The following is a 12,790-nucleotide window of genomic DNA, read 5'->3' as shown; positions in this document are numbered from 1 at the left end:
GGATGCATCGCACGATTCACGTCCGGCGCGCACGCTTTTCGGCCGCCTTCTCGCCCGCCGTCGCCGCCCTCCTCGCCGCCGGGCTGTTCGCCAGCGGCGCGGCCTTCGCGCAGAACACGGGCGCGACCGTCACGCCGGTCGGCAACGGCACGGTCGCGACCACCGCGCTGCCCGCGAACACCGGTGCCTCACCGGGGACGGCCTCCAGCGCCGTCGTGCACGGCACGGCCGGCACCGCGAGCACCGTCACGCCGCCGCCCGCTAACGCGACGCCCGGCCAGGTGGTCGTCGGCGGCAAGGTGCCCGACGAGGCGACCAAGGCCGCCGTGCTGCAGAAGCTGCGCGATACCTACGGCGCGACGAACGTCGTCGACCAGATCGAGGTGGGTGACGTCGCAACGCCGCCGAACTGGAGCGCGAACGTGCAGAAACTGCTCGGCGCGCAGCTCAAGCAGATCAGCAAGGGGCAGTTGAAGATCAACGGCACGCAGATCGAGATGAAGGGCGAGGTGCACAACGAAGCGCAACGCCAGCAGCTCGCGAGCGACATGGCGAACACGCTGAACCCGACGTATACGATCAGGAACGGGCTGCGCGTATCGGCGTCCGAACAGGGCGTGCTCGACCAGACGCTCGCGAACCGCACGATCGAGTTCGAGACCGGCAGCGCGACGCTCACGCCGCAGGGCAAGCTGATTCTCGACCAGATGGCGGCCGCGCTCGCGAAGATGCAGAACCGCACCGTCGACATCATCGGCCACACCGACAACTCGGGGAACCGCACGTCGAACATCGCGCTGAGCCAGGCGCGCGCGGATGCGGTGAAGGGCTACCTGATCACGAAGAACATTCCGCCGCAGCAGATGACGACGACGGGCGTCGGGCCGGATCAGCCGATCGCGCCGAACGATACGGCGGACGGGCGGGCGAGGAATCGGCGGATCGAGTTCCGGGTGGGGCAGTAACGGGGAATCGACCGGCCGCTTCCATGCGAAGCGGCACGGCACACGACGGGCGGCCGCAGCGATGCGCCGCCCGTGTTGCGTTTACGACTGCTCGTCCGGCCTCACACCCAGCAGCTCGCGAATATGCGACAGCGAGCCGTCGTCCTTCACGACGCTCTCGAGCCACTTGTGCAGCGGCATGTCGGCCCATTCGGCGGCCTTGTCGGCAAGATACGCAACCGGGCTGTGCGGCTCGGTCTGGCGGAAATAGCGGGCGACCGCGCGCAACTGGTCGACGGCCTGCGCACGGTTCTGGATACCGGCGATCATCTGCGGCACCGGGGCGCGCGGAACGGGCTGCGGCTGCACATGAGTCTCCTCGGTCTGAATCGGATTGCCGAACACCGGCTCGATGCGCTCGGGCTGCGCCTGCGGCGCCGACTGCGTATGCGGCGCGCTGCCCGTATAACCCTGCTCGCGCGCAAAGCGCTCGGCGAGCCGGTACACGGTCTCGAACGCGTCGCGCGCCTGCCGGAAGCTCGGCGCGGAATCGCCGGCGCGCTCGACGAGCCGGTCCTCGAACGCATCGAGCGCGAATTCGAACGCCTTCAAGTTTGCGAGCAACGCCGTGTAGAACGCGATCGACGTCACGCGCCGCGACGAGTCGATCTGCTCGATCGACGGCTTGCCGCGTGCGATCTCGTCCGCGTGTTCGGGGTCGCGCTTGATGGCCTGTGCGACGTGCTGCGCCACTTCCCAGTCGAGCGTGCTGAACGCGTTCGATGCGCCGTCCGTCATCGGCACCGCGCGCAGCAGCTCGGCCGTGCGGCCGGACAGCCACGCGACATTGCCGAGCCGGTGCTCGGTGTCGTCGTCCTCGGGCAGCGGGTGCACGGTGTCCCAGAAGTCGCGGCACAGGCCCTCGAGCAGCGCATAGCCTTCGGTGAGGCCGGTGATGCCGTCCTCGAGCGCGAGCGCCTCGGTCAGCCACACGGCGAGCCGCAGGTCCTTCGTGCGCGTGCGCAGCAGTTCGCCCGCATGGTCGACCACGAAGCCCCAGTCGGCCTCCTTGATCTCGGTCACCCATTCGCCCTGGTCGAGCGTCGGATCGTCGTAGCGTCGCGCATCCTGGATCGCGTCGAATTCGTTCGAAAACAGCAGGTCGTCGCCGCTGGGCGACGCATCGCTGATCGGCGTCAGCAGCTCGGGGAGATTGATCGGCATGGTTCGGTCAGTTCATCAAATGCTTGCGTTGCACGGCCGCGATCATTCGACGGTGTACGTGAATTCGCCGGCCTCGTCCGCGCGCACCGCGATGCGCGCGATGGCCTCGCCGTCAGCGATCCGGCCAAGCACGTGGCCCGCGATCTCCGGCAGCAGCGTACCGTTGAGAATGTGGTCGACGTTGCGAGCGCCCGAGTCGACCTCGGTGCAGCGCGCGAGCACCGCATCGACGAGCGATTCGTCCCATTCGAACGCCGCCTTGTGGTTCGTCTCGATCCGGCGGCGGATCCGCTCGAGCTTCAGCTCGATGATCTCGGCCAGCACGTCGTCGGAAATCGGGTAGTACGGCACGACCTTCATCCGCCCGAGGAACGCGGGCTTGAAGGTCTTGTACAGCTGCGGGCGCAGCGTCTCGGCGAGCGCGTCCGGATCCGGCAGTTCCTCGGCCGGCTTGTTCAGGCACGCCTGCATCACCGCGGCGGAGCCGACGTTCGACGTCAGGATGATCAGCGTGTTGCGGAAGTCGATCTCGCGCCCTTCCGCGTCGTCCATCGCGCCCTTGTCGAACACCTGGAAGAACATCTCGAGCACGTCGGGGTGCGCCTTCTCGACCTCGTCGAGCAGCACGACGGAATAAGGATTGCGGCGCACGGCCTCGGTCAGCACGCCGCCTTCGCCGTAGCCGACGTAGCCCGGCGGCGAGCCCTTCAGGCCCGACACGCTGTGCGCCTCCTGGTACTCGCTCATGTTGATCGTGACCATCTTGCGCTCGCCGCCGTACAGGATGTCGGCCAGCGCGAGCGCCGTCTCGGTCTTGCCGACGCCCGACGGCCCGACGAACATGAACACGCCGCGCGGCTTGTTCGGATCCTCGAGATTCGCGGTCGCGGTGCGCACGCGCTGCGCAATCGCGTCGAGCGCATGGTCCTGGCCGATCACGCGCGCGGCAAGCAGCGGCTGCAGGTTCAGCACCGTGTCGATCTCGTCCTTCACCATCCGGCCGAGCGGAATGCCCGTCCACGCGGCGACGATCTCGGCCACCACGTGGCCGTCGACCTGCAGCGGCACCATCGGCTCGCCGCCCTGCAGCGCGTGCAGCGCCGCGACGCGCTCGGCGAGCTTGTCGCGGGTCACCTGCACGTCGACCGGCTGACCGTCTTCCGACGGGCCGCGTGCCTTGTCGAGCGCTTCGCGCAACGCGGTGATCTCGGCGACGATCGCGCGCTCGGCTTCATAGCGCGCTTCGTCCTTCGCGAGCTGTTCGAGCGCCGTGTCGCGCGTGCCGCGCAGTTCGCCGAGCCGCTCGTCGTGCGACGCGCCGCCGGCCGCCTCGCGCTCCAGCGACGCGATTTCGGCATCGATCCGCTCGATGCGCTTCTTCGTGTCGTCGATCGCCGCCGGCGTCGCGCTGTGCGCCAGCGCAACCTTCGCGCACGCGGTGTCGAGCACGCTGATCGCCTTGTCCGGCAGCTGGCGGCCGCTGATGTAGCGGTGCGACAGGCGCACGGCCTCGGTGATCGCGTCGTCGAGGATCCGCACGTTGAAGTGCTTCTCCATCAGGCCGGACATCCCGCGCAGCATCGCGGCCGCGAGCGGCTCGCTCGGCTCCTCGACCTTCACGACCTGGAAGCGGCGCGCGAGCGCCGCATCCTTCTCGAAGTACTTCTTGTATTCGCTCCACGTCGTCGCGGCGATCGTGCGCAGCTCGCCGCGCGCGAGCGCCGGCTTCAGCAGGTTCGCCGCGTCGTTCTGGCCGGCCTGGCCGCCCGCGCCGATGATCGTGTGCGCCTCGTCGATGAACAGGATGATCGGGTGCGCGCTCTTCTTCACCTCGTCGATCACGCTCTTCAGGCGGTTCTCGAACTCGCCCTTCACGCTCGCGCCGGCCTGCAGCAGCCCCATGTCGAGCACGTGCAGCGCGACGCCGCGCAGCGGCGGCGGCACGTCGTCGGCCGCGATGCGCAGCGCGAGGCCCTCGACGACCGCCGTTTTGCCGACGCCGGCCTCGCCGGTCATGATCGGGTTGTTCTGGCGGCGGCGCATCAGGATGTCGATCGCCTGGCGGATCTCGGCTTCGCGGCCGATCACCGGGTCGATCTTGCCGTCGCGTGCGCGCTGCGTGAGGTTGGTCGTGTACGTGTCGAGCGCCGGCGTCTTCGACGGGCCGGCCGCGGGTGCCGCGCCGTCAGCCGCCGGCGTCATGCCGTTGTCGTCCGCCTCGGCCTGGCGCGGCTCGGCCTCGCTCGACCCGGCCACGATCTCGTCGAACTTGTGCTTCAGGTCCGTCACGTTCACTTCCGCGAACTGCGACGACATCCGCTGCGCGAACTGCGCGAGATCCGGCGCGATCAGCAGTGCGAGCAGCAGGTGGCCGGAGCGAATGCGGCCGAGCTGCGAATCGAGCGACGCGATCAGCCACGCCTGCTCGAACAGCGCGATGAGGTGCACGGAAAACACCGGCGTGCGCGTGTTGCCCGTCTTCAGGCGCGTCAGCTCGCGCTCCAGATCGGCGCGCAGCGCATGCGGATCGACGCGGCTTGCGCGCAGCGCGAGCGGCAGGTCGCCCGCCGGCTCCTCGAGCAACGCGAGGAACAGGTGCTCCAGATCGACCTCGTAATGGCCGCGCGCCAGGCACGCGCTTGCCGCACGCTCGGTCGCGTGACGGCACAGCGGGTTCAGTTTCGTGATCAGGGTCTTCAGAGGCGTGCTCATGGCGTCGATCTCAGGTTCGTTGCGTGTTTGTTGTCGTTCGGTATCAGTGAATCACGTGCAGTTCGTAGCGGGCGTCGGTGCGATCCTCATGCGCTTCGCGCGTGCACAGGAACGCGTCCCAGCCGAGCCGCGAGCCCGCGCCGAGCACGCTCGCGCCAACCTCGGTGCGCTTGAGCACGAGCTTCACCTCGTATTCGAGCGTGACGCCGGCGAGCAGCGTCAGCATCCGCTCCAGCGCGACGGCGTGCGCGCCGCCGGGCAGGAACGCCTCGTAGTCGCGCTTCGACAGCGGGCCGACGACGATCCGCGCGCGCATGTCGCGCTGCCAGACGCGTTCACCGACGAGCGCCGTCGCGCCGAGCACCACGTTGACTTCGCCGAGCACGCTCAGTTGGTCGGGCGGCACGTCGTACCACTTGCCGACGAACTGGTCGATCTTCACCGGCACGCGGAAATAGTCGGACAGCGTGCGCTGCAGGTACGCGGCCGACATCGGCCGGTGCCGCGCGGCCAGCGCATAGCCGGCAACGGCCTCGTCGAGCACGCCGCCCACACCGGCCGCAAGGCTGTCGCGCACCTCGTCGCTTGGCACGCCCGCGATCGCGAGCAGCAGCGGCAGATAGCGCTCGTCGCGGTCGAGCTCATAGTGGAACGGCAGCCGGTATTTCTTCCACGCCGCATAGAACAGCGCGGTCGCGCGGTTCGAGAACACGTCGAAGAATGCGCGCGCCGCATGGTCGCGCTTCAGGTGCTCGCGCGCAATGATCTGCTCGGTGTAATGCAGCGGCAGCGCGCCCTGCCCGCCGAGCAGCCCGAAGAACGCGGGCGTCAGCTCGACGTGGCCGAGCTCGCCGGCCGCGAGCGCCGCGCCGCGTGCCTCGCCCGTCTTGAGCTGCGTGCCGTCGCCGTCGAACGAGCGCGCGCCTTCGATCTCGCTCGGCGGAAAGCCGAGCGACAGCGTGTTGCGGAATTCGATGCGCTGCGCGACGACGTCGCCCTGCCGCCATGCGCCGGGCGCATCCGACGCCTGCCGCGCGAACAGCCCTTCGAGCACGCGCACGGCCTGGAAGAACTCGAAGCGGTGCGGCTCGTCGAGCAGCGCGTCGACTACGCCAGGATCGATTCGCCGGTTCGGGGCTTGCATCGGATGATCTCCTCGCCGGTGCGCTTCGACACCACGACTAATTGAACGAAACTGTTGAGGTGCACGTACAGGCCGAAGAAGCTGTCGAGCACGCGCACGAACGACGCAAGGCTCGCGCCGACGAAGTGCTCCTCGTCGATCGTCAGGCGGATCTCGATGCCGCGCACAAAGGTGGCGAACGGCTTGCCGGGCAGCCACTGCACGGCGCCGCGCTGCTCGACGCCGGCGAGGCCGTCGATCTGGCGCATCGACACGGCGGTGCGCCGCAGGTCGTACAGCGTCAGCATTTCCTTCAGCGGCGCGAGCCCGTGCGCGACCAGCGATACGTGATTGAGCGCGAGGTGCGACACGAGCCGCCAGTGCGCGGCGCGGCCGCGCTCGAAGCGCACGCTCTGCGTCGGGCGGCGCAACAGCGAAATGCCGCTCGTCTGCGCGCCGCCTTCCTGGAACAGGTCGCCGCCTTCAAGCCCGAACGCGAGCATCGACGGCAGGTCGCGGTTCGTGCAGGTGAGGTCGAGGCTCAGCGTGTCGGTCTGCGGCGAGGTCGGCTCGAAATCGATGTCGACGATCGAGATCTCGGTTTCATAGCCGGGGCTCTTCTGCGCGACCCAGTCATTGCGGCGCGCGAACCAGTAATGGCCGATCCGCGCCGATTCGCCGTGATGCAGCGAATAGAACGGCCGGAACTCGATCACCGATTCCTCGTGCGCCTGCTGCCTGACGAGTTTCACCGAATCGATCGAATACACCTCGTACGCGAACGCGCGCCGCGCCTCGGCGATCACCGGGTAGGACACCGCGCGGTGCGTGATGCGGATCGGCTCGCCGTGCTGGCGGAACAGGTTGACGATCGGCGTGCAGAACAGCCGGAAGTGGCTCGCCGTCAGCAGTTCGAGCAGCCGCGCGACATGCGAATCGCTGCGCACGTCCTGCAGCACGAGATGCAGCGTCGCGCGCTGGCAGCGGCCGCTCGCGCGCGCGATCGCCGCGATGTCGAAGTCGACGAAATCGAACTTGTCGGGGAACGCGAAGTATTCGGTGAGCAGGCGATACGCGGGATGCGATTTCGCCGGGTAGTCGATCAGCGCGTCGTCCTCGTCGAAGCCGGCGTGCGCGATCGGCAGCTTGCGCAGCGCCGTCCAGCGGCCGTTGCGCTCGGGCTCGACATACGCGCCGAGCACGTTGACGAACAGGCAGTCGGTCAGCGCGGCGACGAACGACTGCTCGCCGTGCAGGTGCGCGCGCAGCGTCGGCAGCTTCAGCGCTCCGAGATCGAGCTGCGCGGCGAGCGATTCGAACGTGATCGAGATCACGCCGGTCGCATTGGACGGCAGCACGGTCGCGCTCGGCGCGAGCGCAACCGGCGTGTAGCGCGCTTCCGAGATGCGGATCGGCGCGAGCGTCACGTCATAGGCGGTGCGGAACCGGCACTGCACGCCGCGGATCGGGCGGCTCTTCAGCTCGGTGCCGCGATCGATCACGACCGGTTCGGTCTGCTGGCCGGGTGACGCCGGCGTGAACTGCGCGATCGAGCACGACGGGAACGGCCGCAGGTAGTGCGGATACAGCACTTCCAGCAGCGCTTCGGTGAATTCGGGGTAATCGTCGTCGAGCTTCTTGTTGATGCGTGCGCCAAGCAGCGCGAACGACTCGATCATCCGCTCGACGTGCGGATCCTCGCAATGCTCGCCGGACAGCGCGAGCCGCGCCGCGATCTTCGGATAGCGTTCGGCGAAATCTCGCGAATAGCGCCGCAAAAACGATAATTCGCGCTCGTAATACGGCAGCAATTCTTCCATCGACGACCCCGAACCTCAATATTTCCTGCCGGACCTGGTCCACCACCGGGCGGTCCGGCCCGCTCGGCGGCTTGATTTACTGCATTCTGGCCGCGCGTGCGCGCGTGACCGAATACTGGAGCGTCGACGGCTGCAGCATCGCGTCGAAACTCACCGGCTCTTCGGCCGGGTGCACGACGAGCAGCGCCTGGATCGCGAAATAGAGCGCGTTGGTTGCCTGCTCGTTCAGCTCGAACGTCACCTGAACCTGCTGCAGGCGCGGCTCATGACGCGCGATCGCCTGCTGGATCGACTTGCAGATGAACGCGCGGTCGTAATGACTCGCGAGGCTCAGCCCCGCGAAATCGTTCAGCCCGTAGGTCAGCACCGATTTCTGGCATTCCGGCAGCGCGGCCAGCTCGTTCTCGGTGTGCGCGATACGGGTGTTGAGGATCGCCTCGACGTCGCGGGCGACCGTGTTCTTGAGCTCGTCCAGCGACAATTGCCGCATCGCTGCCGAGGCCGGCAGGTGCGGTTCGTCGTCGAACAGCTTGTCGAGAAAACTGGGTTCGAATCGTTTCATCGGCCGGCATCAACTGCGAAAACGGCAACGGGACGCCGTGCGCCCCGTTGCCGCAACCGACCTTAGACCGCGTAGGTCTTGTCGTTCTTCGTCAGACTCCAGGCGCCTTGCGTGTTGCCGCCCTGGTTGCCGCCGATCTTCTGCTGGGTTTGCTTCCACTGCACAGCTGCGTACTTCAGCGAGAACGTCTCGAGCGGCAGACCTTCTTCGCGAACGCTCGGGGCGATGCTCGAGATGATCACGTACTTGAGCTTGACTTCCAGATACTGCACGCGCTTGCCTTCACCGTCAGCGCGCGAGAAATGGACCGTCACCTCGTCGAACGTGGTACCGCCCGAAGCGTGTTGGTACAGCAGCGGGCTCGACGAATCGATTTCCTTCGTGAAAATCATGTCGCCGTGCTCGCAACGCGTCATCGTGTGACCGCCAGCGGTCGATGCGGTTGCCGAACGCGGCTGAACGATCGAGTGATCCCATGATTTCAGTTCGATCCAGCCCTGGTGGTCCTTGTCCGCGGACTCGCCCTTCACCGCGGGACTACCAAACTGCAAGTGCATATGTAACATGGCCCTTCGACTCCCCAAAGAGGTGGTTTTAACGTCCTACCCAGGCGGCCCGCCCGGGCGATTTACTCGCTTATGAATTTGCCGGTTTGGGCAGATCAGCGACAAGTCGCAGAGAAATCGAGAGTTCGTCGAGCTGAAAGTGCGGGCGCAGGAACGCGACCGAACGATACGAGCCCGGCTTGCCCGGAATCTCCGACACTTGTATGGATGCCTCGCGCAGCGGAAATTGCGCTTTCTGTTCCTGCGAGGCGTTGTCGTCGAGCAGGACGTACTGCGAAATCCACCGGTTGAGGAAAGTCTCCACGTTCTGCGCCGATGCGAAGCTGCCGATCTTGTCCCGCATCATCGCCTTCAGGTAGTGCGCAACGCGCGATACCGAGAAGATGTACTGAAGCTGGGCGGACAGGACGGCGTTCGCATTCGCGCTGTCGGTGCTGTATTTCTTGGGCTTCTGCACCGACTGCGCAGCGAAGAACGCGGCGTAATCTGAATTCTTGCAATGGACGAGCGGGATGAAGCCGAGGTCGCTCAGCTCCTTCTCGCGGCGATCCGTGATCGCGATTTCGGTCGGGCACTTCAGCGCGACTTCACCGTCGTCGGTCTTGAACGTGTGGGTCGGCAGATCCTCGACGAGGCCGCCGCCTTCGACGCCGCGGATCGCCGCGCACCAGCCGAAGTCGTCGAATGCAGCCGTCAGGCGCGCGGCGAACGCCCACGCGGCGTTGCACCACAGGTACTTGTCGTGGTCGGTGCCGTCGACGTCCTCGACGAAGTTGAAGTTCTCCGCGGTCTGGCCGTCCTTCGGATTGAACGGCAGGCGGCCGAGGAAGCGCGGCAGCGTCAGGCCGACGTAGCGCGAATCTTCGGCGTCGCGGAACGACTTCCACTTCGCATATTCGACCGTATCGAACACCTTGCCGAGGTCGCGCGGCTTGCCGAGGTCGGAGAACGACTCGAGGCCGAGCAGCTCGGGCGACGCCGACGCGATGAACGGCGCATGCGCGGCCGCCGCGACGTGCGACATCTGCTCGATGAAGTACATGTCTTCCGGCTGGCGCGAGATCTCGTAATCGCCGATCAGCGCACCGAACGGCGAGCCGCCGAACGTGCCGAACTCTTCTTCGTAGACCTTCTTGAACAGCGCGCTCTGGTCGAACTCGCTCGCGCCCTTGAAGTCGCGCACGAGGTCGCGCTTCGGTGCGTGCAGCGCCTTGATCTTGATCGTCTGGCCCGTATTACTTTCCTTGACCAGGTAATCCATCCCGCGCCACGTGCTTTCGAGGCGCTGGAATTCCGGCGCGTGCATCACTGCGGAAAGCTGCGTGGAAATCAGGCGGTCGAGTTCCGCGACGCGCGCGTCGATCGTGGCCGACAGGTTGTCCGACACGATCACCGTGCCGTCGAGCACCTGGTGCACGAGTTCGCCGATCAGGTCCTTCGCACGCGCGTGCTCGGAATCGGATTTCGCGACCTTGCTCTTCTCGACGATGTCGTCGAGCAGCGAAGTCCCGGCGGCGTAATCCGCGCCGCTCGCTTGGGCCGCAGCCGTTTGCTGGTTCATCTCAACACTCCGTCGTCATTCGCCGTCTTTGTCGCCGCCCGTGCCCTTCGCGAGCTCCTGCAGCTGCTGCGTGTTCTTCAGCACCTCGGACAGCAGATCCTCGAGCTTGTCGTTGCCGGCGAGCTTGTTGCGCAGGTCGGCAAGCTTCGAGCGCGCCTCGAGCAGGCGGCGCAGCGGCTCGACCTGTTCGACGACTTCGTCCGGGCTGAAATCCGACAGCGAACGGAACTTCAGGTCGACCGCGAACTTGCCGCCTTCCGGGCTCAGGCGGTTTTCCACCTGAAACGCGGCACGCGGCTCGATCGCCTTCATCACGTCGTCGAAATTGTCGCGATCGATGTTGACGAATTTACGGTCGCGCAGCTTCGGCTGCTCGATTTCGGACTGGCCCGCCAGATCGCCGACGACCCCGACGACGAACGGCAGTTCCTTCACCTCGATCGCATCGCCCTTCTCGACCTCGTAGGTCAGTTGGACGCGCGGCGGCCGTATTTTCTGCAAGCTTTTCTGGATGCTTTCTTTCTTGGCCATCTCGACGGCTCCCAGGTTAGTTGTGGTTATCGCGTCAGTTTGCGGTCAGTTGCGCAGTGCGCCGAACGGATCCGCGCTGCCCTTCTGCGGCGTGGTGGGCGGCGTCGGCGTAGTGGCGGCCGCCTCGGCCGTCGGTGCGGCCGCGACCTTCGGACGATGAACCGGACGGCGGCCGGAATACTTCTTCGGTTGCGTCTTCTGCTCCGGCGGGAACAGCGCCGATTCGCCCAGCGTATCGCGCAGCTGCTTCGCGAGCGCCTGTGCGTCGGACTTCGCGTCACCCGCGAGCGAGGAATCCTGACGCAGCTCGCCGAGCGACTGCGTTGCGATCCGCAGGCCGGCCACGGCCAGCACGCTCTTCGCCTGACGGTCGGTCGCGTCGCGCTGCAGGGCTTCCTGCGCGGCAACGATTGCCTGACCGTAGTGGTTCTGCGCGAACTGGATTTGCGCGATGCGCGACCACGGCTCCTCGCGCGTCGGATCCGACTTCGCGAGCTGCTGATACAGGCCGAGGGCCTTGTCCTGGTCCCCCGCCTTCGCAACTGCGTCCGCGTCCGCCAGCGACTTGTTGAACACCTCGGCAGTCGGCGGTGCGGGAGGCTGGCTCGCACAGCCGGCGATCACGCCGCAAGCCACTACTACCCCAGACAGTTTTGCGAAGAGACGGTCTTTCATCGTTATATCCACCGGCGCGTGAGTTTTAAATCGTTGAGAATCTGGTTCTTTTGCTTTGCAAGAAGCGCGCGGGTATAGTACCGATCAATTTTTCATAATTCAATCGTCGTGTGAAGAGTAATTCCTTTTAAAACCGGGCGCTACCCCCTCCAATGGCCTATCGCGGCGGGCTCGCAGCGATTTTTCCTTCGGCCGGAAATGGGCAAGTTTTACTGGTTCCGCGACGCGCCGCCGGGGTGGCGGCAAAATTTTCCGGGCGCCTGCCACGATGCGGGCGTGCTTAATAATTGAACAGTGCAATGCCGGGGATACGCAGCGAACGCGGAAATACCCGGCAGATTTGACAGGGATAAAGGCGGCACGCCGGATATACGATGAGATCGTTGATGATTCGCTACGCGCTGCCGCTGGTTGCCTGCGCGCTCCTGGCCGGATGCGCGGCCGCCCCGTTGCTCGGCTCGGCCGCGAGCGCCGTGATGTCCGCGGCCGGTATCGGCAAGCCCGAGGTGCCCGACGCGCAGAAGCCGCCGCGCAACCTCGGCATCACGCTCGCCGCCGCGCCGAACCTGAACGCCGCGACCGACAACAAACCGCTCGCGCTCGTCGTGCGGCTCTACACGCTGAAAGACCCGACATCGTTCCAGCAGGCGCCGTTCGACGCATTTACGGATCCGACCAAGGAAAAGGCCGCGCTGGGCGCGGATTTGCTGAACGTGCGCGAAATCACGTTGATTCCGGGCCAGCGCTATACGGCGACCGAGAAGGTTTCGCGCGAAGCGCAGGCATTCGGCATCGTCGCGCTGTTCCGCGATCCCGCACTGCAACGATGGAAACTGACGTTCGACCCGGTGAAGTCGGAGAAATCCGGCATAATCATCGGCCTGCATAATTGCGCGATGACGGTCACCGACGGCACTGTCATCGCACCGCAACAGGGTGCGCCTTCGCAACCGCTGAATTTGCTTTCTTCGGTCTCCTGCGGTTAAACAATGACGCACGAATGTCAATTAACAAGAGTTAACAATTGGCGATTTAATTCGGGCACGAACAAATCGATTACATCGCAACGCGA

General features: G+C 66.0%; 11 protein-coding genes. 2 read left to right on the top strand and 9 right to left on the bottom strand.

The genetic code is table 11. The features are described from left to right. Positions 1-2: 2 nt before the first annotated feature. A complete protein-coding gene (locus ACPTTC_RS02200; RefSeq protein WP_423391407.1) occupies positions 3-965 on the top strand; it encodes an OmpA family protein in 963 nt (320 codons plus the stop codon). 81 nt (positions 966-1,046) lie between these two features. Here ACPTTC_RS02200 and tssA read toward each other — a convergent pair whose 3' ends face one another. The 9 genes from tssA to ACPTTC_RS02155 form a co-directional block, all read right to left on the bottom strand. Beyond that, positions 1,047-2,168, bottom strand: coding sequence for a type VI secretion system protein TssA (gene tssA / locus ACPTTC_RS02195; RefSeq protein WP_226200925.1), 1,122 nt, complete (start codon positions 2,166-2,168; stop codon positions 1,047-1,049). A 42-nt stretch (positions 2,169-2,210) separates the two neighbouring features. Continuing rightward, positions 2,211-4,880 (bottom strand): type VI secretion system ATPase TssH, encoded by a 2,670-nt coding sequence (gene tssH, locus ACPTTC_RS02190; RefSeq protein ID WP_423391406.1) that lies wholly within the window; start codon positions 4,878-4,880, stop codon positions 2,211-2,213. Positions 4,881-4,923: 43 nt separating this feature from the next. Next, positions 4,924-6,024, bottom strand: coding sequence for a type VI secretion system baseplate subunit TssG (gene tssG / locus ACPTTC_RS02185; RefSeq protein WP_423391405.1), 1,101 nt, complete (start codon positions 6,022-6,024; stop codon positions 4,924-4,926). Next, positions 5,988-7,823 (bottom strand): type VI secretion system baseplate subunit TssF, encoded by a 1,836-nt coding sequence (gene tssF, locus ACPTTC_RS02180; RefSeq protein WP_423391404.1) that lies wholly within the window; start codon positions 7,821-7,823, stop codon positions 5,988-5,990. The genes tssG and tssF overlap by 37 nt, the downstream gene beginning before the upstream one ends. 76 nt (positions 7,824-7,899) lie before the next feature. Continuing rightward, positions 7,900-8,385, bottom strand: a complete 486-nt coding sequence (tssE, locus tag ACPTTC_RS02175; RefSeq protein WP_006477092.1) for a type VI secretion system baseplate subunit TssE — start codon at positions 8,383-8,385, stop codon at positions 7,900-7,902. Positions 8,386-8,447: 62 nt separating this feature from the next. Next, positions 8,448-8,951 carry an Hcp family type VI secretion system effector gene (locus ACPTTC_RS02170; protein ID WP_006477093.1) on the bottom strand — a complete coding sequence of 168 codons (504 nt, stop codon included), beginning with the start codon at positions 8,949-8,951 and terminating at the stop codon, positions 8,448-8,450. Between the two features lie 70 nt (positions 8,952-9,021). Beyond that, a complete protein-coding gene (gene tssC / locus ACPTTC_RS02165) occupies positions 9,022-10,512 on the bottom strand; it encodes a type VI secretion system contractile sheath large subunit (protein ID WP_011350759.1) in 1,491 nt (496 codons plus the stop codon). A gap of 15 nt (positions 10,513-10,527) precedes the next feature. After that, positions 10,528-11,043 (bottom strand): type VI secretion system contractile sheath small subunit, encoded by a 516-nt coding sequence (gene tssB / locus ACPTTC_RS02160; protein WP_006484395.1) that lies wholly within the window; start codon positions 11,041-11,043, stop codon positions 10,528-10,530. Between the two features lie 45 nt (positions 11,044-11,088). Further along, positions 11,089-11,718, bottom strand: coding sequence for a tetratricopeptide repeat protein (locus ACPTTC_RS02155; protein ID WP_226200922.1), 630 nt, complete (start codon positions 11,716-11,718; stop codon positions 11,089-11,091). 374 nt (positions 11,719-12,092) lie between these two features. On the opposite strand from ACPTTC_RS02155, the gene tssJ reads away from it, so the two are divergent. Further along, complete coding sequence (tssJ, locus tag ACPTTC_RS02150; protein ID WP_011350757.1) at positions 12,093-12,704, top strand: type VI secretion system lipoprotein TssJ; 612 nt, start codon at positions 12,093-12,095, stop codon at positions 12,702-12,704. Positions 12,705-12,790: the final 86 nt, after the last annotated feature.

The organism is Burkholderia mycopellens (assembly GCF_964265025.1).
In the GTDB taxonomy this organism is placed as follows: Bacteria; Pseudomonadota; Gammaproteobacteria; order Burkholderiales; family Burkholderiaceae; genus Burkholderia.
The sequence above is the reverse complement of the archived record's forward strand: the minus strand, read 5'-3'. Positions and strand labels throughout refer to the sequence as shown.